The 26,173-nt window shown below is 58.7% G+C and carries 24 protein-coding genes; 16 read left to right on the top strand and 8 right to left on the bottom strand.

The window, feature by feature from the left end; genetic code table 11:
- Window positions 1-149: 149 nt before the first annotated feature.
- The 3 genes from JQ848_RS07515 to JQ848_RS07505 form a co-directional block, all read right to left on the bottom strand.
- Entirely contained in the window at window positions 150-1,808 is a 1,659-nt protein-coding gene (locus JQ848_RS07515; protein WP_202210433.1) for a cation acetate symporter, read from the bottom strand.
- A complete protein-coding gene (locus tag JQ848_RS07510; protein WP_003446897.1) occupies window positions 1,805-2,116 on the bottom strand; it encodes a DUF485 domain-containing protein in 312 nt (103 codons plus the stop codon). The genes JQ848_RS07515 and JQ848_RS07510 overlap by 4 nt, the downstream gene beginning before the upstream one ends.
- Before the next feature lie 223 nt (window positions 2,117-2,339).
- The gene (locus JQ848_RS07505) at window positions 2,340-3,194 is read right to left on the bottom strand and encodes a glycine betaine ABC transporter substrate-binding protein (RefSeq protein WP_003446895.1); all 855 of its coding nucleotides are present in this window, start codon (window positions 3,192-3,194) and stop codon (window positions 2,340-2,342) included.
- A 293-nt stretch (window positions 3,195-3,487) separates the two neighbouring features.
- Between JQ848_RS07505 and JQ848_RS07500 the strand changes: the two genes are divergently transcribed.
- Window positions 3,488-5,035, top strand: a complete 1,548-nt coding sequence (locus tag JQ848_RS07500) for a glycoside hydrolase family 17 protein (protein WP_202210432.1) — start codon at window positions 3,488-3,490, stop codon at window positions 5,033-5,035.
- 67 nt (window positions 5,036-5,102) lie between these two features.
- Here the strand turns inward: JQ848_RS07500 and JQ848_RS07495 are convergent, their stop codons facing one another.
- Window positions 5,103-5,462, bottom strand: a complete 360-nt coding sequence (locus tag JQ848_RS07495) for a hypothetical protein (protein WP_202210431.1) — start codon at window positions 5,460-5,462, stop codon at window positions 5,103-5,105.
- Window positions 5,463-5,692: 230 nt separating this feature from the next.
- Between JQ848_RS07495 and JQ848_RS07490 the strand changes: the two genes are divergently transcribed.
- Both JQ848_RS07490 and JQ848_RS07485 read left to right on the top strand, forming a co-directional pair.
- A complete protein-coding gene (locus tag JQ848_RS07490) occupies window positions 5,693-6,991 on the top strand; it encodes a serine/threonine protein kinase (protein ID WP_127195891.1) in 1,299 nt (432 codons plus the stop codon).
- Complete coding sequence (locus JQ848_RS07485) at window positions 6,984-7,772, top strand: MlaA family lipoprotein (protein ID WP_003446888.1); 789 nt, start codon at window positions 6,984-6,986, stop codon at window positions 7,770-7,772. Before JQ848_RS07490 ends, JQ848_RS07485 begins: the two co-directional genes overlap by 8 nt.
- Window positions 7,773-7,815: 43 nt before the next feature.
- Here JQ848_RS07485 and JQ848_RS07480 read toward each other — a convergent pair whose 3' ends face one another.
- Together JQ848_RS07480 and JQ848_RS07475 are read right to left on the bottom strand one after the other, a co-directional pair.
- Window positions 7,816-8,961, bottom strand: coding sequence for a patatin-like phospholipase family protein (locus JQ848_RS07480; protein ID WP_003446887.1), 1,146 nt, complete (start codon window positions 8,959-8,961; stop codon window positions 7,816-7,818).
- Window positions 8,962-8,988: 27 nt separating this feature from the next.
- On the bottom strand, window positions 8,989-9,921 hold the full coding sequence (locus tag JQ848_RS07475) for a lipid A biosynthesis lauroyl acyltransferase (RefSeq protein ID WP_003446885.1): 933 nt from the start codon (window positions 9,919-9,921) through the stop codon (window positions 8,989-8,991).
- A 119-nt stretch (window positions 9,922-10,040) separates the two neighbouring features.
- On the opposite strand from JQ848_RS07475, the gene minC reads away from it, so the two are divergent.
- The 7 genes from minC to JQ848_RS07440 all read left to right on the top strand — a co-directional run bounded on the left by minC (window position 10,041) and on the right by JQ848_RS07440 (window position 16,985).
- The gene (gene minC, locus JQ848_RS07470; RefSeq protein WP_003446883.1) at window positions 10,041-10,778 is read left to right on the top strand and encodes a septum site-determining protein MinC; all 738 of its coding nucleotides are present in this window, start codon (window positions 10,041-10,043) and stop codon (window positions 10,776-10,778) included.
- 200 nt (window positions 10,779-10,978) lie between these two features.
- Window positions 10,979-11,791, top strand: a complete 813-nt coding sequence (gene minD / locus JQ848_RS07465; protein ID WP_003446882.1) for a septum site-determining protein MinD — start codon at window positions 10,979-10,981, stop codon at window positions 11,789-11,791.
- A gap of 3 nt (window positions 11,792-11,794) precedes the next feature.
- Complete coding sequence (minE, locus tag JQ848_RS07460; RefSeq protein WP_003446880.1) at window positions 11,795-12,049, top strand: cell division topological specificity factor MinE; 255 nt, start codon at window positions 11,795-11,797, stop codon at window positions 12,047-12,049.
- A 90-nt stretch (window positions 12,050-12,139) separates the two neighbouring features.
- Complete coding sequence (locus JQ848_RS07455) at window positions 12,140-12,775, top strand: RluA family pseudouridine synthase (protein WP_003446879.1); 636 nt, start codon at window positions 12,140-12,142, stop codon at window positions 12,773-12,775.
- 231 nt (window positions 12,776-13,006) lie between these two features.
- Window positions 13,007-14,296 carry a M18 family aminopeptidase gene (locus JQ848_RS07450; RefSeq protein WP_003446878.1) on the top strand — a complete coding sequence of 430 codons (1,290 nt, stop codon included), beginning with the start codon at window positions 13,007-13,009 and terminating at the stop codon, window positions 14,294-14,296.
- 238 nt (window positions 14,297-14,534) lie between these two features.
- Window positions 14,535-14,726, top strand: coding sequence for a hypothetical protein (locus JQ848_RS07445; protein WP_003446877.1), 192 nt, complete (start codon window positions 14,535-14,537; stop codon window positions 14,724-14,726).
- 99 nt (window positions 14,727-14,825) lie between these two features.
- A complete protein-coding gene (locus tag JQ848_RS07440) occupies window positions 14,826-16,985 on the top strand; it encodes a mechanosensitive ion channel family protein (protein WP_003446876.1) in 2,160 nt (719 codons plus the stop codon).
- Window positions 16,986-18,661: 1,676 nt separating this feature from the next.
- On the opposite strand, the gene JQ848_RS07435 is transcribed toward JQ848_RS07440, so the two are convergent.
- The gene (locus JQ848_RS07435) at window positions 18,662-19,381 is read right to left on the bottom strand and encodes a UTRA domain-containing protein (RefSeq protein WP_003446875.1); all 720 of its coding nucleotides are present in this window, start codon (window positions 19,379-19,381) and stop codon (window positions 18,662-18,664) included.
- A 335-nt stretch (window positions 19,382-19,716) separates the two neighbouring features.
- Here JQ848_RS07435 and JQ848_RS07430 point away from each other — a divergent pair, with 335 nt between their 5' ends.
- From JQ848_RS07430 to JQ848_RS07405, 6 genes are all read left to right on the top strand, one after another.
- A complete protein-coding gene (locus JQ848_RS07430; RefSeq protein ID WP_202210430.1) occupies window positions 19,717-20,784 on the top strand; it encodes an ABC transporter substrate-binding protein in 1,068 nt (355 codons plus the stop codon).
- A gap of 111 nt (window positions 20,785-20,895) precedes the next feature.
- Window positions 20,896-21,711, top strand: a complete 816-nt coding sequence (locus JQ848_RS07425; protein WP_161718347.1) for an alkaline phosphatase family protein — start codon at window positions 20,896-20,898, stop codon at window positions 21,709-21,711.
- Window positions 21,708-22,544, top strand: coding sequence for an ABC transporter permease (locus JQ848_RS07420; RefSeq protein WP_202210429.1), 837 nt, complete (start codon window positions 21,708-21,710; stop codon window positions 22,542-22,544). Before JQ848_RS07425 ends, JQ848_RS07420 begins: the two co-directional genes overlap by 4 nt.
- A complete protein-coding gene (locus JQ848_RS07415) occupies window positions 22,531-23,331 on the top strand; it encodes an ABC transporter permease (protein ID WP_003446863.1) in 801 nt (266 codons plus the stop codon). Before JQ848_RS07420 ends, JQ848_RS07415 begins: the two co-directional genes overlap by 14 nt.
- Window positions 23,328-24,317, top strand: coding sequence for an ABC transporter ATP-binding protein (locus JQ848_RS07410; RefSeq protein WP_202210428.1), 990 nt, complete (start codon window positions 23,328-23,330; stop codon window positions 24,315-24,317). Before JQ848_RS07415 ends, JQ848_RS07410 begins: the two co-directional genes overlap by 4 nt.
- A 34-nt stretch (window positions 24,318-24,351) precedes the next feature.
- Entirely contained in the window at window positions 24,352-25,005 is a 654-nt protein-coding gene (locus JQ848_RS07405) for an HAD family hydrolase (protein ID WP_003446860.1), read from the top strand.
- Window positions 25,006-25,090: 85 nt separating this feature from the next.
- Here the strand turns inward: JQ848_RS07405 and JQ848_RS07400 are convergent, their stop codons facing one another.
- Window positions 25,091-26,053 (bottom strand): NAD(P)H-quinone oxidoreductase, encoded by a 963-nt coding sequence (locus JQ848_RS07400; RefSeq protein WP_003446858.1) that lies wholly within the window; start codon window positions 26,051-26,053, stop codon window positions 25,091-25,093.
- Window positions 26,054-26,173: the final 120 nt, after the last annotated feature.

Here is a 26,173-nt window from a genome sequence, read left to right as displayed (position 1 = left end):
TGTAACTGCCTGCCTGCAGGAGCGAGCTTTCCCCAGCTCTTGAAGCGCCGATCAACAGCCCTCGCCTACGCATTACTGAACAGCGACACAAACAAAAATCCCCCGGTCTTGCGACAGGGGGATTTTTTACATCTGCCGTTTATAGCGGATCAATGATCCACCGCCCCGCTCGCCCCCAGACCGGTCTGAGACCGTACAAATTGCGGGAAGAACAGTGCACGCTCTTTCTCTGCCGCCTTGGACTTGTCGGTGATGGAGAAGAACCAGATACCCGCGAACGCGATGATCATCGAGAACAACGCCGGGTACTCGTAAGGGAAGATGGCTTTTTCATGATGCAGGATCTGCACCCAAATGGTCGGACCCAGAATCATCAGGCCAACAGCACTGACCAGCCCCATCCAGCCGCCAATCATTGCACCGCGGGTGGTCAGGTTTTTCCAGTACATGGAAAGCAGCAGTACCGGGAAGTTACAACTGGCAGCGATGGAGAATGCCAGGCCCACCATGAACGCGATGTTCTGGCTTTCGAACAAAATACCCAAGCCAATCGCCAGCACGCCGAGGATTACGGTAGTGATTTTCGAAACGCGGATTTCATCCTTGTCGTTGGCTTTGCCTTTCTTGATCACACTGGCATACAGGTCATGGGACACCGCCGAAGCACCTGCCAGGGTCAAGCCCGCAACCACGGCCAGGATGGTGGCAAAGGCCACTGCCGAGATAAAGCCCAGGAAGATACTGCCGCCCACTGCATCGGCCAGATGCACGGCCGCCATGTTGTTGCCGCCCAGCAAGGCACCGGCCGCGTCCTTGAAGGCAGGGTTGGTGCTCACCAGCAGAATCGCGCCGAAGCCGATAATGAACGTCAGGATATAGAAGTAGCCGATAAAGCCGGTCGCGTAGAGCACGCTTTTACGGGCTTCCTTCGCATCACTGACGGTGAAGAAGCGCATCAGGATATGGGGCAGACCTGCAGTACCGAACATCAGCGCCAGCCCGAGGGAGAATGCCGAAATCGGATCCGTCACCAAGCCACCGGGGCTCATGATCGCCTCGCCTTTAGGGTGAACCTTGACGGCTTCGGCAAACAGCGAGTTGAAGTCAAAGTTAACGTGCTTCATCACCATTACGGCCATGAACGTTGCACCTGACAACAGCAGAACTGCCTTGATGATCTGTACCCAGGTGGTCGCCAGCATGCCGCCGAACAACACGTACAGGCACATCAGGATGCCAACCAGAATCACCGCAACGTGGTAGTCCAGACCGAACAGCAACTGAATCAGCTTGCCCGCCCCCACCATTTGCGCAATCAGATAAAACGCCACCACCACCAGCGAGCCACAGGCCGACAGGGAGCGAATCTGGGCCTGGCCCAATCGATAGGAGGCCACATCGGCAAAGGTGTATTTGCCCAGGTTACGCAGACGTTCCGCAATCAGGAACAGAATGATTGGCCAACCCACAAGGAAGCCGATGGAATAGATCAGACCGTCGTAGCCAGAGGTGTAAACCAGCGCGGAAATACCCAGAAAGGAGGCGGCAGACATATAGTCGCCCGCAATCGCCAGGCCGTTCTGGAAACCGGTGATTTTGCCACCGGCAGCATAATAGTCCGCTGCCGATTTATTGCGCTTGGAAGCCCAATAAGTAATGCATAGCGTTGCCCCGACAAACAGGACAAACATAATGATCGCCGAAATGTTCAGCGGCTGTTTTTGAACTTCCCCGGTCAAGGCTTCGGCTGCCCAGGCGCCAGGGGCCAGGGCAGCAACGCCCAGTGTTGCCAGTAGACGCCCGATCATTGCCCCGCCTCCTTGAGAATTGCATTGTTCAGGTCATCAAATTCGCCATTGGCCCGGTGCACATAGATGCCAGTCAGAATAAAAGCCGAAACAATCAGCCCCACGCCGATAGGTATCCCCCAGGTGATGGACGAACCGGGGCTTAGTTTGGCCCCCATGATGTGTGACCCATAAGCAATCAACAGGATAAAGATGGCGTACAACCCGAGCATGATTGCCGAGAGTATCCAGGCGAAGCGTTCTCTTTTTCTAACCAGCTCCTTGAAGAGCGGACTGTTTTGAATAGAGAGGTAAATGCTGTCGTTCATTATTTTTGTCCTCGCAGCACAGATGAGATGGAACGTTTTCACTATTAGGGGGCTTCAAATTCAATTCCAGACGACTTTAGTAGTAGAGCGCCAGATTCGCTCAAGGCCCCGGTTTCTCTAGTCTGCAAGGACGATGTGCAGCCGCGCCGAACCCCGGATATGCAAAAACCGCTTGGTGTAAACACCAAACGGTCTTGTGTGCTGCGAGCTAGACACCTCGTGTTTATTTAGCGGTCCATTCGGCAACCCGCTCAGGGTGCTTGGCGACCCACTCTTTTGCCGCTGCTTCAGGTTTTGCGCCCTCCTGAATGGCCAGCATTACCTCGCCAATCTCGTCTTTGGAGTTCCAGGCAAATTTTTTCAAAAAGGCCGCAACTTCAGGGGCTTTGTTGTCCAGCTCTTTGCTGCCGATGCTGTTGACTGTTTCCGCAGCGCCATACACACCTTTCGGATCATCCAGGAAGCGCAGTTTCCACTTGGCAAACATCCAGTGCGGTACCCAGCCAGTGACGACGATCGGCTCGTTTTTAGCGTAAGCGCGACCCAGCTCCGAGGTCATGGCCGCCCCGGAACTGGCCTGCAGTTTATAGTCCAGCCCGTAGTCCTTGATCGCCTCGTCGGTTTTGAGCATGACGCCGGATCCTGCATCAATGCCGACGATTTTCTTTTTATAACCGGCATCGTCCTTGAGGTCGGCAATGGACTTGGCTGCCACATACTCAGGCACGATCAGACCAATTTTTGCGTCTTTAAAATTAGGCCCGTAATCGACAACCTTGTCCTTGTTCTTGGCCCAGTACTCGCCGTGGGTAACCGGCAACCAGGCCGACAGCATGGCATCCAGCTTGCCCGTCGCTACGCCCTGCCACATGATCCCGGTGGCGACCGGCATCAGCTTCACGTCATAGCCCAGCTTCTGCTTGATCACTTCAGCCGCTACATGGGTGGTCGCCACGCTGTCGGACCAGCCGTCAACATAGCCAATATTGAGCGTCGGCTTGCTCTGGGCGTTCGCCAGCCCCGCACTCATCGCCAGCACCAAGGCAGCTCCCGCGCTCAAAATTCGTCGCATCTTCATTAGTGATTCCTCGCAGTGCAGGGCCCGACGAGTGCCGGGCCACATCAACTATTTCAGGGCCCGCCCTGCACCCCGACCCAATATGCCCCTCGATAATCAACCCCGCCCGTTCGCCGGCCTGCTCTGACGACGACCCCCAGGCACCCGCTAACGACATCGACCGCACTGCGGCAACAGGAACCCCCATTGAATAGCGGGATGCCATCAAGGGTTACATGTCCAAACTTTACCGGGCGCGGTACGCCCTCCAATTGCAGGTAAGATGCGCGGCTTTGCTCCCATACGGCCTGACCATGTCCGCGACTGCCCGCTCCCCCGTCCTGCCTTATCTGTTCGCCTGTGTACTGGGCGTGTTTGCCATTGCCGGTTTCTGGTACGGCCTTGGCCAACCGGTGATCTTGCCCGATGCCGCCACCCCGACCCACAAACTGCAATGTGCGTCTTACACCCCGTTTGACAAGGATCAGTCGCCGTTCGAGCAGCCCTTCGTGCCACGGGTTGAGCGGATGGACGCGGATCTGGCATTGCTGGCCACCCGTTTCGAATGCCTTCGCACCTACTCTCAGACAGGCCTTGAACAACTGCCCGAACTGGCACGCAAGCACGGCTTGAAGCTGATGATGGGGGCGTGGGTGAGCAGCAATGCGCAAGCGACCGCCGAAGAAGTGAAGGCACTGATTGCCTCGGCCAATGCCAACCCGGACGTGGTCACGTCTGTGATCGTCGGCAACGAAGCCTTGCTGCGCAAAGAAGTCACCGCGCCACAACTGGTCAAGCTGATCAATCAGGTCAAAAGCCAGATCAAGCAACCCGTTACCTACGCCGATGTCTGGGAGTTCTGGCTGCAACATCCGGAAATTGCCCCGGCCGTGGACTTCCTGACTATCCATCTACTGCCTTATTGGGAAGATGACCCTGCGGGCATCGACCAGGCAGTGAAGCATGTGGCGCAGATTCGCCAGGTGTTCGGCAACAAGTTCGCGCCCAAAGATATCCTGATTGGCGAAACCGGCTGGCCAAGCGAAGGACGCCAGCGTGAGACCGCCCTGCCGAGCCGGGTCAACGAGGCCAAATTCATCCGTGGCTTCGTCAATCAAGCGGAACAGAATGGCTGGAAGTACAACCTTATCGAAGCCTTCGACCAGCCCTGGAAGCGCGGCAGCGAAGGCGCTGTCGGCGGCTACTGGGGCTTGTTTGATGCCGATCGCCAGGACAAGGGCATTCTGGCCGGGCCTGTGTCCAACCTTCCGCACTGGCCCGTCTGGCTGGGACTTGGTGTGGCACTGTTCTTAAGCACCCTGGTGGTTGGCGGGCGGGCTCGCAGCACTCGCTCTGCCCTGCTGCTGCCGGCCCTGGGCGCTATTGCGGGTTGCAGCGTCGTGGCATGGGCCGAACTGGCTTCGGTCACCAGCCGTTACGCCGGAGAATGGCTATGGGCAGGCATTCTGCTCGGCTTGAATCTCATCGTATTGACCCATGGCGCTTTGGCCCTGGGTCAAAAGGATGGCTGGCGCGAGCGCCTGTTCAATGTGCTGGAACGCCGGGCCGGATGGTGGCTTGCCGCCGCGGGCTTCGCCGGAGCCGTGATGATGCTGGGGCTGGTTTTCGAACCGCGCTATCGCAGCTTCCCGAGTGCTGCGCTGCTGCTGCCTGCACTGGTTTACCTGTTGCGTCCGGTACGGGGCCCGCGCCGGGAGCTGGGCCTGCTGGCATTTATCATTGGCGCCGGGATACCGATACAGCTATATCGCGAAGGGCTTGATAATCAACAGGCCTGGGGCTGGGCACTGGTCTGCGTACTGATGGTAGCGGCGCTGTGGCGCAGTCTCAGGATTCGCTGAAAATCTGCAACGGATCGCGGGCAGGCAAGCTTCTACAAAGTGTGCTTGCCCGCGACGGTTCAGGCGCCTAGCGCGCCCTGACCAGGCGCAACCCCGCGATCACCACGGCGAACACCGCCAGACTGGCGTTATACAGCGCCAGCGCAGGAAACCCGAACAGCAAGGCCAAAACTGCCAGCGCTCTGCCTACCCGCCCGCGAACAAAAAATGCGATCACCGAGGTGGCCACAGCTACCCAGCCCAGCACCCGGAAATGAATCAGCCAACCCATATTCGCCCGCAACTGGCACTCCCAGCGCGCCGCCTCTGCAACACAGGTCCCGACCCATTGCGAGTCTTCCATAAAGCCATAGCGCAGGCCATAACTGGCAGCCAGCCAAAGAGCCAGGACGGGAAGCAGCAAGATCAACGGCATACGAGCACGCATAAAAAACTCCAAGAGGCAAAACGGCGCCCAGCTTAATCTCCCCTCTTCGGTATGCAAGCCTTGCAATCAGATATCTGTTCACTAAAGTCATTCAACGTGTATCGTCTGCTAGCTTTTTGCCTGCTCTAAACGGAATCGGGGATTTAATCGTGCTGCTCCATGGCACTTTGACGGTAGCCCTGTGGTCATAGCCTGCGAATCTTCTGCGCACCTTCTTAGGGATAGTCTCCATGCTTCGTTCTCTGCCTTTCGCCGCCTTGCTCTGCGGCCTTTTATTGAGTGCGTCCGCACAGGCGGTCGATGTTGACCCCGCCACCTATGGCTACCCCCTGACCAACCCATTCGAAGCCACAATTGCGACTACACCTCCGGAAATGCGTCCGCTGCTTCCGGACGATGACGATATCGACCAGTCGGATTACAGCCTCAAGCTGCGCCCTGAACGCGAGTTCACCTTGCCCGCCAACTTCTGGGCAGTAAAAAAGCTCTCCTACCGCATGGCCAAACAGGATCATCCGGCCCCGCTGATGTTTCTGATTGCAGGCACCGGCGCGCCCTATGACAGCAGCCTCAACGAGTTCCTGAAAAAGCTCTTCTACAAGGCCGGCTACCATGTGGTGCAACTGTCATCGCCGACCAGCTATGACTTTATGAGCGCCGCCTCACGCTATGCCACCCCGGGCATCAGCCAGTACGATGCCGAAGATTTGTACCGGGTAATGCAGGCCGTGCGTGCGCAGCAGGCTAACGTCCCGGTCACCGACTACTACCTGGCCGGCTACAGCCTGGGAGCGCTGGATGCAGCGTTCGTCAGCCATCTGGATGAGACCCGAAAAACCTTCAACTTCAAAAAAGTGTTGCTGCTTAACCCGCCGGTCAATCTCTACACCTCCATCAGCAACCTCGACAAGCTGGTGCAGACCGAGGTTAAAGGCATCAACAACAGCACCACTTTCTATGAATTGCTGCTGAACAAACTGACCCGCTACTTCCAGCAAAAAGGCTATGTCGATATAAATGCCGCCCTGGTCTACGACCTGCAGAACTCCAAGGAACGCCTGACCAACGAACAGATGGCAATGCTGATCGGCACTATGTTCCGCTTCGCATCGGCCGACATCGTGTTCACCTCGGACCTGATCAACCGCCGCGGACTGATTACCCCGCCGAACTATCCGATCACCGAAGGCACCAGCCTCACACCGTTCCTCAAGCGCTCGCTGCAATGCGACTTCGACTGCTATCTCACAGAGCAGGTGATCCCGATGTGGCGCGCCAGGACTGACGGCGGCAGCCTGTTGCAACTGATCGATCAGGTCAGTCTGTACGCGCTCAAGGATTATCTGCAAAACAGCCCGAAGATCTCCGTCATGCATAACGCTGACGACATCATCCTGGGGCCTGGCGATCTTGGATTTTTGCGTAAAACCTTCGGCAATCGCCTGACGGTCTACCCGTATGGTGGCCATTGCGGCAACCTCAACTACCGTGTCAACGCTGACGCTATGCTGGAGTTCTTCCGTGGCTAAACATATTTTGCTTCTCGCCGCCCTGCTCAGCGCCGGCTATGCCCAGGCAGACAACGGCAAGACCCAGACCGAACGCACTCAGGACATCGACGGCTTTACCCAGCCGTTGAAGATGCTGCAGTTCAATCCCGGTCTTGATCAGCGTGAATTTGAACGCGCGACCATGAACGCCCTGAGCGTGTATGACCCGCTGGAGTCCATCAACCGCCGGATTTACCACTTCAACTACCGCTTCGACCAATGGGTCTTCCTGCCAGTGGTTGATGGTTACCGCTATGTCACCCCGAGCTTCCTGCGTACCGGGGTGAGCAACTTTTTCAACAACCTGGGTGATGTACCCAACCTGTTCAACAGCCTGCTGCAACTCAAGGGACATCGCTCCCTGGAGACCACAGGACGCTTGCTGCTGAACACCACGCTGGGCGTGGGCGGCTTGTGGGACCCGGCAACTGCCATGGGCCTGCCACGCCAAAGCGAAGACTTCGGGCAAACCCTGGGCTTTTATGGTGTACCCGGTGGTGCTTACTTGATGCTGCCAATCCTCGGCCCTTCAAACCTGCGTGACACCACGGGTCTGGTGGTCGACTACGGCGTGAATCAGGAAATCAACTTCCTCAACGTGCCTCACGAAAGCACCCGGCATCCGGAAATCTGGGTACTGGGCGCTGTCGACAAGCGCTACAACACCAGCTTCCGCTATGGGCAATTCGACTCGCCGTTTGAGTACGACAAGTTGCGCTACATTTATACCGAAGCCCGCAAACTGCAGATCGCTGAATAATCAGGTTCACAGGGCTGCATGCCAGTGCAGCCCTGCCCTGAGGTTAAACCCGCAAAAATCGGCATAGCGCTTCGCGCTTGGCCATCGCATCACGCCGCCCAAGCTCAATCAATTCCCGACAATAGCCTGACTCAAACAGCAAGTAGCTCAGCACCCCTGCGCCGCTGGTTTGGGTGGCGCCCGGACCGCGCAAAAACATGCGCAACGCCGACGGCAGTTCATGCCGGTGGCGGGCCGCTATTTCGTCGATCGGCTGACTCGGGGCGATGATCAGCACCTCTACCGGCGCCAGCCCCAGATTGTCTGACTGATGCGGCAACAGGCGGGCGAAGTGGTTCATGCGCTCGAGCAGTTCAATATCACTCTCGAGGCTGTCAATGAAGGTACTGTTGAGCATGTGCCCGCCAATCTGCGCCAGCGTGGGTTGCTGAGCGTTGGAGTAGAGTTGCTGGTCGACTTGCGGGTCAGGCCCGCGCGGATTGCCGCTCACCCCCACCACCAGTACACGACTGGCCCCCAGGTGCAGGGCGGGACTGATGGGCGCAGATTGACGCACCGCGCCGTCACCGAAGTACTCCTGCCCGACCTTGACCGGGGCAAACAATAGCGGGATGGCGGAGCTGGCCAGCAGATGATCCACCGTCAATGCCGTAGGCAAACCAATACGCCGGTGGCGCAACCAGCCATCGATTGCCACCTGCCCCTGATAGAAGGTCACCGCCTGACCCGAGGTATAACCAAACGCCGTCACCGCCACAGCCCGCAACTGCTGCTCGGCAATTGCCTGATCAATCCCGGCGAAATTGATTTTATCGGCAAGCAAACTGCGCAAGGGTGAACTGTTGAGCAAGGCCACGGGAACATGGGAGCCCAGCCCGAGCAGGCTGTGACTCAGAAAGCGGGCAGCCTGGTGGATCACCCCAGGCCAGTCGCTGCGCAACACCAGATGGCTCTCGAAGCCCTGCCAGAACTCAGTCAAGTGCTCGACCGCCCTGGCAAAGTCCAGCGCCCCGCTCGCCAGACTGACCGCATTTATTGCCCCGGCCGAAGTACCGACAATGACCGGGAACGGATTAGCGCAACCGGCAGGCAGCAACTCGGCAATCGCTGCCAGTACGCCAACCTGATAAGCCGCCCGCGCACCGCCTCCGGACAGGATCAGGCCCGTAACCGGAGCCAGCGGCCTCAAGGCAGCTCGCCCTTGCAGCAGACAGGCTCAACGGCGCTTGTCGTAGAGCTTGGGCTCGCCCGGCGGACGGGTTTTGAAGCGTCTATGGGCCCACAGGTATTGTTCCGGACATTCGCGTATCGCGCGCTCGACCCATTGATTGATTCGCAGGCAATCAGCCTCATCGCTTTCTCCGGGGAAATTGCTCAGGGGCGGATGAATCACCAATTTATAACCACTGCCATCCGCCAGTCTCTGCTGAGTAAAGGGCACAACCTGCGCTTTGCCCAGTTTGGCGAACTTGCTGGTAGCGGTCACAGTTGCGGCCTGAATCCCGAACAGCGGCACAAAGATACTTTGCTTGGCGCCGTAGTCCTGGTCAGGTGCGTACCAGATAGCCCTTCCTGAGCGCAGCAGCTTGAGCATGCCGCGCACATCGTCGCGCTCCACTGCCAGCGAGTCGAGGTTATGTCGCTCACGCCCGCGGCGCTGGATAAAATCGAAGAGCGGGTTTTTGTGTTCGCGGTACATGCCATCAATGGTGTGTTGCTGGCCGAGCAAGGCGGCACCGATTTCCAGTGTGGTGAAGTGGAACGCCATTAAAATAACGCCCTTGCCATCCCGTTGCGCCTGCTTGAGGTGCTCCAGGCCTTCAATATGGGCCAGCCTGGCCAGGCGCGGCCTGGACCACCACCAGCTCATGGCCATTTCAAAGAAAGCGATACCGGTCGAGGCAAAATTGTCTTTGAGCAACTGCTCGCGCTCGGCGGCAGATTTCTCAGGGAAACACAGCTCAAGGTTACGCGCGGCAATGCGCCGACGCTCACCGGCTACCCGATACATCAGGGCACCCAGCACCCGGCCGATGCACAACTGCGCTTTATAGGGCAGTTGCACCACCAGCCACAGCACGCCTAAACCCAGCCACAGCAGCCAGAAACGCGGATGAAAAAAAGCAGCACGAAATTGCGGGCGATCCATTAATGATTCCGGACAGACACATGGCCGACCATTCTACATCGTTCGACCCCGCTTGCGGCCCGCGGGCGATCTCGTTATAAGTCTCAGCACTTTAAGTTACAAGCCGCGTTAAACAGACCATGAGCCCAACCGAATCGCTAGACCAAGCCCCTGTGTTCCAGCTAAAGGGCAGTATGCTCGCCATTACGGTGCTGGAACTGGCCAAAAACAACCTTGAAGCCCTTGATCGCCAACTGGCAGCCAAAGTGGCTCAAGCGCCGAATTTTTTCAGCAACACCCCACTGGTGCTGGCCCTGGACAAACTGCCAGCCGGTGAAGGCGCGATCGATTTGCCCGGGCTGATGCGCGTGTGTCGCCAGCATGGCCTGCGCACCCTGGCCATTCGGGCCAGCCGCATCGAAGACATTGCCGCAGCCATCGCCATCGACCTGCCGGTCTTGCCGCCTTCAGGCGCCCGTGAGCGACCGATCGACCCGGTCGAAGTCGTAGAGCCGAAGAAACCCGAAAAACCGCCTGAACCCGTGATCAAGCCGACCAAGATCATCACCAGCCCGGTACGCGGCGGCCAGACCGTTTATGCAGAAGGCTGTGACCTGGTAGTCATCGCCTCAGTCAGCCCCGGTGCGGAACTTATGGCCGATGGCAACATCCATGTTTACGGGCCAATGCGCGGTCGTGCGCTGGCCGGACATAAAGGCAACACCAAGGCACGGATTTTTTGCCAGCAACTGAGCGCCGAGCTGGTGTCCATTGCCGGCAAGTACAAGGTTTCGGAAGATTTGCGTCGCGACCCCTTGTGGGGTTCAGGGGTGCAAATCAGTCTGTCAAGTGACATGTTGAACATCACCCGTCTTTAACGGATACTCTCGCCATTTTCCAAGCATCTCCAAAGCGTAGGAACTCAGACTCAACCTTGTAGGAAATCAATACTCAGGCAGTGCTTATGCTGTGTAAGCCTGACCCGCAAAGATGACCCACCAGGGCTGCTCACCTGCCGTCGTGTACAGAGATGTTATTCAGGGGCTAAAAAGTCCTTTTTCCTTAGGGGTGAAACACCTTGGCCAAGATTCTAGTGGTTACATCCGGCAAGGGTGGTGTGGGTAAGACCACCACCAGCGCCGCTATCGGTACCGGCCTCGCTCTGCGCGGCCACAAAACAGTGATCGTCGACTTCGACGTCGGCCTGCGTAACCTCGACCTGATCATGGGTTGTGAGCGCCGCGTGGTGTATGACTTCGTTAACGTAGTCAACGGCGAAGCCAACCTGCAACAGGCCCTGATCAAAGACAAGCGTCTGGAAAACCTGTACGTGCTGGCTGCCAGCCAGACACGCGACAAGGATGCCCTGACCAAGGAAGGCGTCGAAAAAGTTCTTATGGAACTTAAAGAGACCTTCGAGTACGTGGTCTGCGACTCACCTGCAGGTATCGAAACCGGTGCTCACCTGGCCATGTACTTCGCCGATGAAGCGATTGTCGTGACTAACCCGGAAGTATCCTCGGTGCGTGACTCCGACCGCATGCTGGGCCTTCTGGCGAGCAAGTCGCGCCGCGCCGAACTGGGCGAAGAGCCGATCAAGGAACACCTGCTGCTGACCCGCTACAACCCTGAGCGTGTCAGCAAAGGCGAAATGCTCGGCGTTGAAGACGTCAAAGAAATTCTGGCCGTGACCCTGCTCGGTGTCATTCCCGAATCCCAGGCAGTACTCAAGGCATCCAACCAGGGCGTGCCCGTGATCCTCGATGATCAGAGTGACGCCGGACAGGCCTACGGCGACGCAGTTGATCGCTTGCTGGGCAAAACCGTGGAGCATCGGTTCCTCGATGCACAGAAGAAGGGATTCTTCGAGCGCCTGTTTGGAGGCAACTAAGCAATGAATATTTTTGACTTCTTTCGTGCCAACAAAAAGGTAAGTACCGCGTCGGTCGCGAAAGAGCGTCTACAGATCATCGTGGCGCACGAACGCGGCCAACGCAGCACCCCGGACTACTTGCCGGCTCTGCAAAAAGAGCTGGTGGAAGTAATCCGCAAGTACGTCAATATCGAGTCCGATCAAGTACAGGTTGCGCTGGAAAACCAGGGCAGCTGCTCGATTCTGGAACTCAACATCACGCTGCCAGATCGTTAATCAATCCGGCTGAAACCACGGCGACCTGGAAGTTTCTCTGCAAAGGGAAACATCCAGGTCGCCGTTGGCGTTTGTTAAGAGGCTGTTTTAATGCCGTTGTCGAACATCCACATTATCCATCAGGACGCTGGCGTTCTGGTCGTCAACAAGCCGACCCTGCTGCTTTCCGTGCCAGGCCGGGCTGAAGACAACAAAGACTGTCTGATCACCCGCCTGCAAGAGAACGGCTATCCCGAGGCGCGCATCGTCCATCGCCTGGACTGGGAAACCTCGGGGATCATTTTGCTGGCCCGTGATGCCGATACCCATCGCGAGTTGTCGCGACAGTTTCACGACCGCGAAACCGAAAAAGCCTACACCGCGCTGGCCTGGGGTCAGCCCGAACTGGACAGCGGCAGCATTGACTTGCCATTGCGTTACGACCCGCCGACCAAACCCCGGCATGTGGTCGACCACGAGTTCGGCAAAAACGCCCTGACCTTCTGGAAAGTGCTGGAGCGATGCGGCGACTACTGCCGGGTTGAACTGACCCCGATCACCGGTCGCTCGCACCAGTTGCGCGTGCATATGCTGTCTATCGGCCATCCGTTGTTGGGCGACGGCCTGTACGCCCACCCCCAGGCGCTGGCAGCCTGGCCGCGCCTGTGTCTGCACGCCAGCATGCTCAGCTTCACCCACCCGCAAACGGGCGAGCGCCTGCGCTTTGAGTGCCCGGCACCTTTCTGACCGATGATGCAATCGCCGGCAAGCCGGCTCCCACAGGTGGTGTCGGCCTACCAAAAGCAACTCATTGCGGGAGCTGGCTTGCCAGCGATTCAGGCGGCGCGTCCTGCCTGAAAACAAGGTAAAGCCATCACACCCAGGCCTGCGCCCAAAGAGCCCCGCGCAGGTTTTTACACAGCAACAAATCTTCTGATCAATGCGCTAAACTCGCGGCCTTGCTGTCTGGAGTAACTTATGCGCGAAGAGTTGAACCAAGGCCTGATCGACTTTCTGAAGGCCTCCCCTACCCCGTTCCATGCCACTGCCAGTCTTGTTCAGCGTCTGGAGGCCGCCGGTTATCAGCGCCTCGACGAACGCGAAACCTGGTTCACCGAAGCCAACGGTCGCTATTACGTCACCCGCAATGACTCTTCCATTGTTGCTTTCAAGCTGGGTCGCCACTCGCCCCTGCAAGGTGGCATCCGCATGGTGGGTGCACACACAGACAGCCCGTGCCTGCGGGTCAAGCCACAACCGGAATTACAGCGCCAGGGCTTCTGGCAACTGGGCGTCGAAGTCTACGGCGGTGCCTTGCTGGCCCCCTGGTTCGACCGCGACCTGTCGTTGGCCGGGCGCGTCACCTTCCGCCGCGATGGCAAGGTCGAAAGCCAGCTGATCGACTTCCGCGCGCCTATCGCCACCATCCCCAACCTGGCCATCCATCTTAATCGCACCGCCAACGAAGGCTGGGCGATCAACCCGCAGACCGAACTGCCGCCGATTCTGGCCCAGGTTGCAGGGGATGAGCGCGCAGACTTCCGTGCCCTGCTCACTGATCAACTGGCCCGCGAGCACGGCCTGAACGCTGACGTGGTGCTGGATTACGAGCTGAGTTTCTACGACACCCAAAGTGCTGCGGTCATCGGCCTCAACGGCGATTTCATTGCCGGTGCACGCCTGGACAACCTGCTGTCGTGCTACGCAGGCCTGCAAGCCCTGCTCAACACCGAAACCGAAGAAAGCTGCCTGTTTGTGGCCAACGACCACGAAGAAGTCGGTTCGTGTTCGGCCTGCGGTGCCGACGGTCCGATGCTGGAGCAAATCCTCCAGCGCCTGCTGCCTGAAGGTGACGAGTACGTACGCACCATTCAGAAATCGCTGCTGGTTTCGGCTGACAACGCCCACGGCGTGCACCCGAACTACGCCGACAAACACGATGCCAACCACGGCCCGAAACTGAATGCCGGACCGGTGATCAAGGTCAACAGCAACCAGCGCTACGCCACCAACAGCGAGACAGCCGGGTTCTTCCGTCATCTGTGCATGGCCGAAGAAGTGCCGGTACAAAGTTTCGTAGTGCGCAGCGACATGGGCTGCGGCTCGACCATTGGCCCGATTACCGCCAGCCATTTGGGTGTTCGCACCGTGGACATCGGCCTGCCGACATTCGCCATGCACTCCATTCGCGAACTGGCGGGCAGCCATGACCTGGCACACCTGGTCAAAGTGTTGAGCGCGTTTTACGCCAGCAACCAACTGCCATAAGAACTGCCCCGCAGGAGCGGGCTTGTCTGGCGATGATCTCGAGAGCGACGTGTTTAACCTGTAAGCACGTATTCTCGTAAACCATCATCGCCAGACAAGCTCGCGCCTACAAAGGCAGGGTTTACTGATGTGAGCATCATGCACCCTGGGGCAGTTGATTCATTTTTGATATATGTCACCGCACTTTCCGGGAAAGCGACCTAGACTCATGGGCATTAATTCCTTCAGGTCATTACCCATGATTGAGCTGTCCGCGTTTCACTCCATGATGATTCCAATTGTCTGCGGCATGCTGTTGCTGACCATTGGCTTCACCCTCCGTGACCGGCCCAGCGGCGTCGGCGTATTGATGATCTGGTGCGGCATGCTGCTGATTTTCGGCACTATCATCTTCAAGATTGTGGCCAAGCTCAACGAATCCTCGCTCTGACTTTCACCCTGGATCCGCGATCACTGATTTATACAAATGAATGATTGCGGGCCCTAGCGTACACTCGGCAAATCCGCACCCCTCGAGGTTGATCGCCCAGTGTTTCTTCGTCTTTTAGCCCTGCCCTATTGCCTGCTTGTCTGCTTGCTGACCCTGCTGCCCATGTCTTCGGCCCAGGCCGCCGGCATCACCAGCCTGCTCGGCAGTTCAGATAAAACCCAGGCGCAACCGACCGAGCCGCTGGGCCAGTCGCTGGACGAGGTGATCAAAAATCTCGAAAACGACCAGCAGCGCAGCAAGTTGCTGACTGACCTGAAAAAACTGCGCGACGCCACAAAAAAAGCCCAGCCCGAAGCTGAAATCGGCGTTCTGGGCCTGATCGGCAGCACCCTTTCCGACCTTGAAAAACAGTTCTCGGGCGCAGACAGTCCCACCTCTCGCTGGTCCAGGGAAATTGGCCTGGCCAAGGACGAACTGGTGGCCTTGATGCTGCCGGCAAGTCAGTGGCTGCCGATCATTTTTGCCTTCGCCTTGATCATCATGGTCTGGAGCCTGCTGGCAGCCCTGCTGATCTGGGTCAGCCACCGCGTACGCCTGCGTTTTGGCCTGAGCGAAGAACTGCCGCAACATCCCAAGGCTGTGGACATGCTGCGCTTTGCCCTGCGCAAACTGGGGCCGTGGCTGGTGGCGCTGGTGATCACGGTTTACGGCAGTTACGCCCTGCCGTCTTCGCTGGGTAAAGACCTGGCCATGGTGCTGGCCTACGCACTGGTGATCGGCACCTGCTTCTCGGCCATTTGCGTCATCGCCTTCTCGCTGCTGGACGGACCGCACCGCCATCGCGCCTTGCATATTCTGCGGCATCAGGCCTTTCGCCCACTGTGGTGGATCGGCAGCTTCGCGGCCTTTGGCGAAGCCCTGAGCGACCCGCGACTGGTGGCCACCCTCGGCGTGCACCTGGCCCACACGGCCGCCACCTTTGCCAATGTGATGGCGGCACTGTCCACCGGTTTGTTCATCATCCGTTTCCGCCGGCCCATTGCCCACTTGATCCGCAATCAGCCATTGTCCCGGCGCCTGACCCGGCGCGCCTTGAGCGACAGCATCGAGATACTCGGTACTTACTGGTATATCGCGGCGCTGATCCTGGTGGGCATTTCTCTGTTCGCGACCTTTCTGTCAGCAGGCGATACCAGTACCGCACTGCGCCAGTCACTGATCTGCACGGTGCTGGTGGTGTTGTGCATGGTCATCAACGGGCTGGTACGACGGCATTCGCAAAGGCCCCAGCGCGGGCACAAACGCCACGCACTGTATTCCGAGCGCCTGAAAAGCTTCATCTACACCCTGGCGCATCTGGTGGTGTGGCTGGTCTTCATCGAGCTGGGACTGCGGGTGTGGGGTTTGTCACTGATCAGCTTTACCGAAGGTGAAGGACATGAGATCAGCGTCAAACTGTTCGGCCTTGCCGGCACGTTACTGTTTGCCTGGCTGATCTGGATTCTCTCCGACACCGCGATCCACCATGCCCTGACCCGCTCACGCAAAGGCCTGGCCAATGCGCGTGCGCAAACCATGATGCCGCTGATCCGCAACGTGCTGTTTGCGACAATTGCCATCATTGCCCTGATCGTCGCCCTGGCCAACATGGGCATGAACGTCACCCCCCTGCTGGCTGGTGCGGGTGTGATCGGTCTGGCCATTGGTTTCGGTGCACAGTCACTGGTAGCCGACCTGATTACCGGTCTGTTCATCATCATCGAGGACTCGCTGGCCATCGACGATTACGTGGATGTCGGCGGACATCTGGGCACGGTTGAAGGCCTGACGATCCGTACCGTGCGCCTGCGGGACATCGACGGCATCGTGCACACCATTCCGTTCAGCGAAATCAAAAGCATCAAGAACTACTCCCGTGAATTCGGCTACGCGATCTTCCGTGTGGCGATCCCCTACAACATGGAAATCGACGATGCGATCAAGCTGATGCGCGAGGTCGGGCAAAAGATGCGCACCGATCCGCTGCAGCGCCGCAACATCTGGTCGCCGCTTGAGATTCAGGGGGTTGAAAGTTTTGAATCGGGCAGCGCGATTTTGCGCGCCCGCTTCAAGACTGCGCCGATCAAGCAATGGGAAGTGTCGCGGGCGTTCAACCTGTCACTCAAACGCCATCTGGACGAAGCCGGACTGGACCTGGCCACACCGCGCCTGAGCGTACAGGTGGTGACGGCCGGCAGCGGCATATTGCAGAAGGATTGATCCATACACCAACCCGGTAACCGGTCGACGCTCGCTTGTAGACGCTGAGGGAGCTGGCTTGCCAGCGATGGAATCCAGCGAATGCCATCGCGAGACAAGCTCGCTCCTACAGAGTGCGGGGCGTCGCTTGCAGATCCTGTGGGAGCTGGCTTGCCAGCGATGGAATTCAGCGGATGCCATCGCGAGGCAAGCTCGCGCCTGCAGAGTGCGGGGCGTCGCTTGCAGATCTTGTGGGAGCTGGCTTGCCAGCGATGGAATCCAGCGAATGCCATCGCGAGGCAAGCTCGCTCCTGCAGAGTGCGGGGTGTCGCTTGTAGCTCCTGTGGGAGCTGGCCTGCCAGCGATGGGATTCAGCGGTTGCCATCGCGAGGCAAGCTCGCTCCTGCAGAGTGCGGAGTGTCGCTTGTAGCTCCTGTAGGAGCTGGCCTGCCAGCGATGGGATTCAGCGAATGCCATCGCGAGGCAAGCTCGCTCCTGCAGAGTGCGGGGTGTCGCTTGTAGCTCCTGTGGGAACTGGCTTGCCAGCGATGGAATTCAGCGGATGCCATCGCGAGGCAAGCTCGCGCCTGCAGAGTGCGGGGCGTCGCTTGCAGATCTTGTGGGAGCTGGCTTGCCAGCGATGGAATCCAGCGAATGCCATCGCGAGGCAAGCTCGCTCCTGCAGAGTGCGGGGTGTCGCTTGTAGCTCCTGTGGGAGCTGGCCTGCCAGCGATGGGATTCAGCGGTTGCCATCGCGAGGCAAGCTCGCTCCTGCAGAGTGCGGAGTGTCGCTTGTAGCTCCTGTAGGAGCTGGCCTGCCAGCGATGGGATTCAGCGAATGCCATCGCGAGGCAAGCTCGCTCCTGCAGAGTGCGGGGTGTCGCTTGTAGCTCCTGTGGGAACTGGCTTGCCAGCGATGGAATCCAGCGAATGCCATCGCAAGGCAAGCTCGCTCCTGCAGAGTGCAGGGCGTCGCTTGCAGATCCTGTGGGAGCTGGCTTGCCAGCGATGAAATCCAGCGAATGCCATCGCGAGACAAGCTCGCTCCTACAGAGTGCGGGGCGTCGCTTGCAGATCCTGTGGGAGCTGGCTTGCCAGCGATGGAATTCAGCGGATGCCATCGCGAGGCAAGCTCGCTCCTGCAGAGTGCGGGGCGTCGCTTGCAGACGCCTGTGGGAGCAGGCTTGCCAGCGATGGGATTCAGCGGTTGCCATCGCAAGGCAAGCTCGCTCCTACAAAGTGCGGGGCGTCGCTTGCAGATCCTGTGGGAGCTGGCTTGCCAGCGATGGGATTCAGCGAATGCCATCGCGAGACAAGCTCGCTCCTGCAGAGTGCGGGGTGTCGCTTGTAGCTCCTGTGGGAGCTGGCTTGCCAGGGATGGGATTCAGCGAATGCCATCGCGAGACAAGCTCGCTCCTACAGAGTGCGGGGCGTCGCTTGCAGATCCTGTGGGAGCTGGCTTGCCAGGGATGGGATTCAGCGAATGCCATCGCGAGGCAAGCTCGCTCCTACAAAGTACGGGGCGTCGCTTGCAGATCCTGTGGGAGCTGGCTTGCCAGCGATGGAATCCAGCGAATGCCATCGCGAGACAAGCTCGCTCCTGCAGAGTGCGGGGTGTCGCTTGCAGATCCTGTGAGAGCTGGCTTGCCTGGGATGGGATTCAGCGAATGCCATCGCGAGACAAGCTCATTCGGGGTTCAACGTTCGGCGACGTCCACTCCGATATGAATTGCATCATGTCGCCAGTACTCCAGATCGCAGTCGATCAGACGCTCGTGCTGGTCGTAATTGATCCGGGCAATTCTCAGGCCCGGACTGCCCGCAGATACTTTGAGCGTGGCCGCAGCTTCCAGCGGCAATGCGGTGGGCACTATCTCAAATCGCACCCGACCGTAATGCAAGTCGTAATGCCGGGCATACAGCTCGGTGATCGACTGCGTGAGGTCATACGCCAGGATCTGCGGGAAGTATTGCGGGTTCAGGTAGTGCTCTACATACAACACCAGGCGACCATCAATCCGCCGCCCCCGACATATGCGGATCACGCTGGACAGCGCCGGCAGTTGCAGGCGCTCACACACCGCAGCAGAAGCCGGCTGCAAACGCGCCGAAATCACCTCGGTGGTCGGCACCCTGCCCTGGGCACTGACCATGGCGTGAAAGTGACTGCGCTGCATAAGGTTGTAGGCCAGGCGCGGCGGCGACACAAACCAGCCACGCCGTTCCTCACGATAGACCAGGCCCTGGGATTCGAGCTGTAACAACGCCTCGCGCACGGTGACCCGGGTGGTGGCAAACAACTCACTGAGTTTGCGCTCCGCCGGCAGCTGGCTACCACACGCCAGCAGGCCGTGTTCAATTTGCTCTTGCAGCGCGCGGCCGATCGCTGTCACCGCTTTGGGTGCACCCTCTCGCATCAATGTTACCTATCTGGACTAGTCCAGCACCAAATGTGGGCAGGCTTGGCCTGCGAAACCATCAACTCTTGAAGCTAGCAGCCTAGGCAGTGCAGATGACTGTTGGATGACACTCACCTTCAGTTTATCCGCCAAGGCCATACCATCCGGGGCTTTAGCCATGGTCTACGCTAAGCCGGTGCCTCAGGAAGGCTCATTAAATCGAGTTGCACAATCAATGCCGACATCAAAGTGTCATGACTGCCCCTTAACTTGGCTCAGGTATTGCTGACCTAGACCAACCCACCGCAAAAGAGCAATAAAACCCAGCGTTGAAAACGCCCAAGGAGCTTCGGATGAAACACTTTTTCCTGGCATCACTGTTAGGCACCAGCATCGCCCTATGCACTTCGGCCATGGCTGGCGATGTGGACTTGAAAACCCTCGAAGCCGCTGCCAGGGCCGAAGGGACAGTCAACAGTGTCGGCATGCCCGATGACTGGGCCAACTGGAAAGGCACTTGGGCTGACCTGAACAAGCTGTATGGCCTCAAGCATATCGACACCGACATGAGTTCGGCCCAGGAAGTGGCCAAGTTCGATGCTGAAAAAGACAATGCCAGCGCCGATATCGGTGACGTCGGCGCTGCCTTCGGCCCCATTGCCGTGGCCAAAGGCGTGACCCAGCCGTACAAGCCGACTACCTGGGAGCAGATCCCCGAGTGGGCCAAGGACAAGGACGGCAACTGGGCCCTGGCGTATACCGGCACCATCGCGTTCATCATCAACAAAAAACTGCTGCATGGCTCCGAAGCCCCCACCAAGTGGTCCGACCTGAAGACCGGCAAATACAAAGTCTCCATCGGTGACGTCAGCACCGCAGCCCAGGCGGCAAACGGTGTACTGGCTGCAGCCCTGGCCAACGGCGGGGATGAAAAAAACATTCAGCCTGCCTTGCTGATGTTTGCCGACATTGCCAAGCAAGGTCGCCTGTCGCTGGCCAACCCGACCATCGCCACTATGGAAAAAGGCGAAGTGGAAGTGGGCGTGGTCTGGGACTTCAACGGTCTGAGCTACCGCGACAAGATGGTCAAGCCGGATGACTACATTGTGCTGATCCCTTCTGATGGCTCGGTGATTTCCGGCTACACCACCATCATCAACAAGTACGCCAAGCATCCGAATGCCGCCAAGCTGACCCGGGAATTCATTTTCAGCGATGCCGGCCAGACCAATCTGGCGCGGGGCAATGCACGGCCGATTCGCGCCGAGCACCTGAAGCTGCCGGCTGAGGTCCAGGCCAAGTTGCTGCCTAACGAGCAGTACAAAACCGTGACCCCGATCAAAGACCCCGCCGCATGGGAAAAAACCTCCAAGGCGCTGCCACAGCAGTGGCAGGAAGAAGTCATTATCAATATGCAGTAACCCTGCAGCTTTGATCTGTGCAGGAGCGAGCTTGCTCACGAGCTCTTTCAACGCAACAACGTAAAGCTCGCGAGCAAGCTCGCTCCTACAGGTTTTGTGGAGTCGTCGTACATGAAACACAACGTCATCCTGGTTGTACTCGACGGCCTGAACTATGAGGTCGCCCGCCTGGCCATGGGGCATTTACAGGCCTATGTCGGGGCAGGACGCGCCGCCCTTTATAAACTCACCTGCGAACTGCCTGCTCTGTCGCGGCCGCTCTATGAGTGCATCCTCACCGGGGTGCCACCCATTGCAAGCGGCATCGTGCACAACAATGTGTCGCGTCTGTCCAGTCAACGCAGCGTGTTCCATTACGCCCGTGAAGGTGGACTGACCACCGCAGCGGCGGCCTATCACTGGGTCAGTGAACTGTATAACCGCTCGCCCTTCGTGATCGCGCGCGACCGTCATACCCGGGGCGCCGATTTGCCGATCCAGCACGGGCATTTCTACTGGAGCGACCATTACCCCGACTCCCACCTGTTCGCCGACGCTGAAAGCCTGCGTCTTGAGTGTTCACCGAATTTTCTGCTGGTCCACCCCATGAATATCGACGACGCCGGGCACAAGCACGGTCTCGACACCCCGCAATACCGCAACAGTGCCCGCTCGGCCGACATCATTCTGGCCGACTACCTGCAAGGCTGGCTTGAGGCCGGCTATCAGGTACTGGTCACCGCCGACCATGGCATGAACAACGACCGCTCGCACAACGGCATCTTGCCCGAAGAGCGGGAGGTACCGCTGTTCGTGCTCGGCGAGGCGTTCAGCCTGAACCCGGATGTCACGCCCGGGCAGACAGAGCTGTGCGGCACCATCTGCGAACTGCTGGGGGTTACCCATGACAAACCGGTCTGCCGCGACTTGCTGAGGCCCACAACATGAGCCGGGGTAAATGGCTGGCGCTGTTGTGCTTGGTACCCTTCGCAGTATTTTTTTTCGTATTTCAAATCGCTCCGCTGCTGTGGGTACTGATTCACAGCGTGCAATCGCAGGACAGCGGCTGGGGCCTGGCCAACTTCAACAAGATTTTCAACTCGAAGTTCTACTTGCAAGCCATCCAGCACAGTCTGGAAATCAGTTTCTGGTCCAGCCTGTTCGGCATCGTGATCGCCGTTCTGGGCAGTTACTCACTGCGCAAGGTGGACTCGCGGCTGCGCAACTTCGTCAACGCATTCGCCAACATGACCAGCAACTTTTCAGGGGTGCCGCTGGCTTTCGCATTCATCATTTTGCTGGGTTTCAACGGCAGCATAACGATCATGCTCAAACAGGCGGGGATCATCGAGGATTTCAACCTCTATTCCAAAACCGGCCTGATCATTCTGTACACCTATTTCCAGATCCCCCTCGGCGTATTGCTGCTGTATCCGGCGTTTGATGCCCTGCGCGAAGACTGGCGCGAATCGGCTTCATTGCTGGGCGCCAGCAGCTGGCAATTCTGGCGGCATATCGGCCTGACGGTACTGACTCCGGCCCTGCTCGGCACCTTTGTCATTCTGCTGGCCAACGCCCTTGGCGCCTATGCCACGGTCTACGCCCTGACCACCGGCAACTTCAACGTATTGCCAATCCGGATTGCGGCAATGGTCTCGGGCGACATCAGCCTTGATCCCAACATGGCCAGCGCCCTGGCGGTGATTCTGGTGGGGTTGATGACTCTGGTAACCCTGGTGCATCAGTGGCTGTTAAAGAGGAGCTACCATGTCGCGCGCTGAATCCGCCCCGGCCAGCCTTTACCACCGCAGCGTGGTGTATGTGCTGCTGCTCATTCTGATCCTGCCGCTGGCCGGCACCCTGATTTACTCCATCGCCAGCAGTTGGTCGGCGACCGTATTGCCCAGCGGTTTCACCTTCAAGTGGTACAACCAGCTATGGGGCGATCCGCGTTTTCTGGCGGCCTTCGGCCAGTCACTGCTGGTCTGCGTGGCAGCGCTGGTGCTGTCGGTGATCCTGATTTTGCCGTTGCTGTTTGTGGTGCATTACCACTTCCCCAAACTCGACGCGCTGATGAACATCCTGATCCTGCTGCCCTTCGCCGTACCACCGGTGGTGTCATCGGTGGGCCTGCTGCAACTCTATGGCTCGGGCCCGCTCGCCATGGTCGGTACGCCGTGGATACTGATTGGCTGCTACTTCACCGTGGCGCTGCCGTTCATGTACCGGGCAATCACCAACAACCTGCAGGCGATTAATCTGCGCGACTTGATGGATGCCGCCCAACTGCTCGGCGCCAGCACCTGGCAGGCCGCCTTCCTGGTGGTTCTGCCCAACTTGCGTAAAGGCCTGATGGTGGCCCTGCTGCTGTCGTTCTCGTTCCTGTTCGGCGAGTTTGTGTTTGCCAATATTCTGGTGGGCACCCGCTACGAAACCCTGCAGGTGTTCCTGAACAACATGCGTAACAGCAGTGGTCACTTCACCAGTGCGCTGGTGATCTCCTACTTCCTCTTTGTACTGGTGCTGACCTGGGTTGCCACCTTCCTGAACAAGGACAAAAGCCAATGAGCTTCGTCAGCGTTGAACACCTGCAGAAATCCTATTCCGGCACCCCGGTCTTCAGCGATATCAATTGCAGCATCGCCAAAGGCGAGTTCGTCACCCTGCTCGGCCCCTCGGGCTGCGGCAAGTCCACGCTGCTGCGCTGCATCGCCGGGCTTACCCCGGTGGACGGCGGCCGGATCCTCCTCGATGGCGAGGACATTGTGCCGCTGAGCCCGCAAAAGCGCGGGATCGGCATGGTGTTCCAGAGTTATGCCCTGTTCCCCAACATGACCGTCGAGCAAAACGTGGCGTTTGGCTTGCGCATGCAAAAAGTCACACCCGATGACAGCCACAAACGCGTGGCCGAGGTGTTGCAACTGGTGGAGCTCAATGACTTCGCCAAGCGCTACCCCCATCAGCTGTCAGGCGGCCAGTGCCAGCGTGTGGCCCTGGCCCGCTCGCTGGTCACCCGCCCTCGCCTGTTGCTGCTGGATGAGCCGCTGTCGGCGCTGGACGCTCGTATTCGCAAGCACCTGCGTGAGCAGATCCGCAACATTCAGCGCGAACTGGGGCTGACCACCATTTTCGTCACCCACGACCAGGAAGAAGCGCTGGTCATGAGTGACCGCATCTTTTTGATGAACCAGGGGCGCATTGTGCAGAGCGGCAATGCGCAAACCCTGTACGCCGCGCCGGTGGATGTATTCGCCGCCGGGTTTATCGGCAACTACAACCTGCTGGACGCCGACACTGCCAGCCGCCTGCTGCAGCGTCCGGTCAACAGCCGCATCGCCATACGCCCGGAAACCCTGGGTCTGAGCCTGCAAGGCGAGGCAGACACCCTTATCCGCAACCACAGCCTGTTGGGCAATGTGATTCGCTATCGCGTAGAGGTCCGCGGTGTGGAATTGATCGTTGACGTGCTCAACCGCTCTCCCGCAGATCTGTATCCGGATGGTCAGCGCGTGGCATTGTCCATCGATAGCAGCACCCTTTGTGAGGTAGCCTGATGCCTTTAAACACATTGAAGAGAGAGTTGCGCTGATGGCCCTGGCAATTTTTGATCTGGACGAAACCCTGATTCACGGCGACTGCGCCACCTTGTGGAGCGAGCAGATGGGCCGCCTGGGCTGGGTCGATCCGCAGTCGTTCATGCAGCGCAACAACCAACTGATGGAGGCCTATGGCCAGGGCAAACTGGCGATGGAGGACTTCATGGACTTTAGCCTGGAGCCGTTGATAGGTCGCACTCCCGAAGAAGTCGCGCACTTGGTCGGGCCCTGGGTTGAGGACTACATCGAGCCGATCATCTTCAGCGACGCAACTAAAACCATTGCTGCACATCGCAAGGCCGGTGACCGGATTCTGGTGATCTCGGCCTCGGGCACACACCTGGTCAAACCCATTGCCGAGCGGCTGGGAATCGATGAAGTGCTCGGGATCGAGCTTGAAGTAAAGGGTGGCATCTATACGGGCAAAACCCTGGGCACCCTGACTTACCGCGAAGGCAAGATCACCCGCTTGCTTGAATGGCTGGACGCCGAAGAAGAAAACCTCGAAGGCGCGAGCTTCTACTCCGACTCACGCAACGACTTGCCGCTGTTGCTCAAGGTCGATCACCCGCACGCGGTCAACCCCGACCCGGTGCTACGGGCACATGCAGAAGAGGCCGGGTGGCCGGTCCATCACTGGAAATAACCTTCCCTCCTGCCGGAGCGAGCGTACCCACGAGCTCTTCGTGGGCGTTTTGAGCAGCTCGCTCCTGCAGAGAAGAAAAGGCGGTTTAGATCAGACTCGGGTCTATGACCACCACCAGCTTGCCCGATACCTGATTGCTGGCCAATTCGGCATACGCCTGCTGGGCCTCTTCCATCGGGTAAGCCCTGGCCAATTGCGGGCTTAGACGACCTTCGCTAAACAATGGCCATACCTGCTGGTTCAGATCGCTGAGCAAGTCAGCCTTGAACTGATCGTCTCGAGTGCGCAGGGTCGAACCCAGCAACTGGATGCGTTTGCCCAGCACCAGTGCCAGATCCAGCTCGGCCTTGCGACCGCCCATCAAACCGATCAGCACCCAGCGTCCGTCCAGGGCCAGCAGTTTGAGGTTGGATTCGGCGTAGTTGGCACCCACCGGGTCCAGCACCACATCGAACGGCCCAAATGCTTTCAACCCCTCAAGCCCATCGGCCCGAAGCACACCGCCCTGGGCTCCCAGCGCCTCGCAGTAGGCCAGTCGCTCAGCGGAACCGACGCTCACCCAGCACGGGCTGCCAAACGCCTTGCACAGCTGAATGGCCGCTGAACCAACACCACTCGCACCGGCGTGCAATAACACTTTCTCTCCCGGCTTGAGACCCGCCAGTTGAAACAGGTTCAGCCACGCAGTGCTGTACACCTCAGGCAATGCTGCCGCCTGCGCCAGTGACAATCCTTCAGGCACCGGCAGGGCGTGACGGGCATCCACGACCACTTCCTGGGCCATGCCGCCGCCGGCCAACAGGGCACAAACCCGGTCACCGACTTGCCACGAAGAACCGGGGCCAACTTCACTGACCACCCCCGAACACTCAAGGCCCAGAAACTGACTGGCGCCAGGCGGCGGCGGATACATCCCCGCGCTTTGCAGCAAGTCGGCCCGATTGAGGCCCGCTGCCGCCACGCGAATCCGAATTTGCCCTACATCACAGGTGGGGCTTGGCTCTTCAACCCACTTCACTTGACCTTCAACGCCTTGCAATGCTTTCACAGTGCCTCCATAGTGAGTCTGGACTGAGCCCGGCGCTGTTGCACCGGGCTTCTTGCATTATGCGGCCGGTCCTTAACGGAACCGGCGACTTCAAAGACGGCCTAATATGCGTTATCAATT

The organism is Pseudomonas paraversuta (assembly GCF_904067025.1).
Taxonomy (GTDB): domain Bacteria; phylum Pseudomonadota; class Gammaproteobacteria; order Pseudomonadales; family Pseudomonadaceae; genus Aquipseudomonas; species Aquipseudomonas paraversuta.
The sequence above is the reverse complement of the archived record's forward strand: the minus strand, read 5'-3'. Positions and strand labels throughout refer to the sequence as shown.

Bases quoted from the DNA above. Each gene is read 5' to 3' on its own strand.
- JQ848_RS07415 (WP_003446863.1), top strand. From the start codon at position 22,531: ATGTCGCGCGCTGAATCCGCCCCGGCCAGCCTTTACCACCGCAGCGTG.
- JQ848_RS07420 (WP_202210429.1), top strand. From the start codon at position 21,708: ATGAGCCGGGGTAAATGGCTGGCGCTGTTGTGCTTGGTACCCTTCGCA.
- JQ848_RS07435 (WP_003446875.1), bottom strand. From the start codon at position 19,381: ATGCGAGAGGGTGCACCCAAAGCGGTGACAGCGATCGGCCGCGCGCTG.
- JQ848_RS07410 (WP_202210428.1), top strand. From the start codon at position 23,328: ATGAGCTTCGTCAGCGTTGAACACCTGCAGAAATCCTATTCCGGCACC.
- JQ848_RS07500 (WP_202210432.1), top strand. From the start codon at position 3,488: ATGTCCGCGACTGCCCGCTCCCCCGTCCTGCCTTATCTGTTCGCCTGT.
- JQ848_RS07475 (WP_003446885.1), bottom strand. From the start codon at position 9,921: ATGGATCGCCCGCAATTTCGTGCTGCTTTTTTTCATCCGCGTTTCTGG.
- minE (WP_003446880.1), top strand. From the start codon at position 11,795: ATGAATATTTTTGACTTCTTTCGTGCCAACAAAAAGGTAAGTACCGCG.
- JQ848_RS07495 (WP_202210431.1), bottom strand. From the start codon at position 5,462: ATGCGTGCTCGTATGCCGTTGATCTTGCTGCTTCCCGTCCTGGCTCTT.
- JQ848_RS07515 (WP_202210433.1), bottom strand. From the start codon at position 1,808: ATGATCGGGCGTCTACTGGCAACACTGGGCGTTGCTGCCCTGGCCCCT.
- JQ848_RS07430 (WP_202210430.1), top strand. From the start codon at position 19,717: ATGAAACACTTTTTCCTGGCATCACTGTTAGGCACCAGCATCGCCCTA.
- JQ848_RS07425 (WP_161718347.1), top strand. From the start codon at position 20,896: ATGAAACACAACGTCATCCTGGTTGTACTCGACGGCCTGAACTATGAG.
- JQ848_RS07455 (WP_003446879.1), top strand. From the start codon at position 12,140: ATGCCGTTGTCGAACATCCACATTATCCATCAGGACGCTGGCGTTCTG.
- JQ848_RS07490 (WP_127195891.1), top strand. From the start codon at position 5,693: ATGCTTCGTTCTCTGCCTTTCGCCGCCTTGCTCTGCGGCCTTTTATTG.
- JQ848_RS07445 (WP_003446877.1), top strand. From the start codon at position 14,535: ATGATTGAGCTGTCCGCGTTTCACTCCATGATGATTCCAATTGTCTGC.
- JQ848_RS07405 (WP_003446860.1), top strand. From the start codon at position 24,352: ATGGCCCTGGCAATTTTTGATCTGGACGAAACCCTGATTCACGGCGAC.
- minC (WP_003446883.1), top strand. From the start codon at position 10,041: ATGAGCCCAACCGAATCGCTAGACCAAGCCCCTGTGTTCCAGCTAAAG.
- JQ848_RS07450 (WP_003446878.1), top strand. From the start codon at position 13,007: ATGCGCGAAGAGTTGAACCAAGGCCTGATCGACTTTCTGAAGGCCTCC.
- JQ848_RS07510 (WP_003446897.1), bottom strand. From the start codon at position 2,116: ATGAACGACAGCATTTACCTCTCTATTCAAAACAGTCCGCTCTTCAAG.
- JQ848_RS07505 (WP_003446895.1), bottom strand. From the start codon at position 3,194: ATGAAGATGCGACGAATTTTGAGCGCGGGAGCTGCCTTGGTGCTGGCG.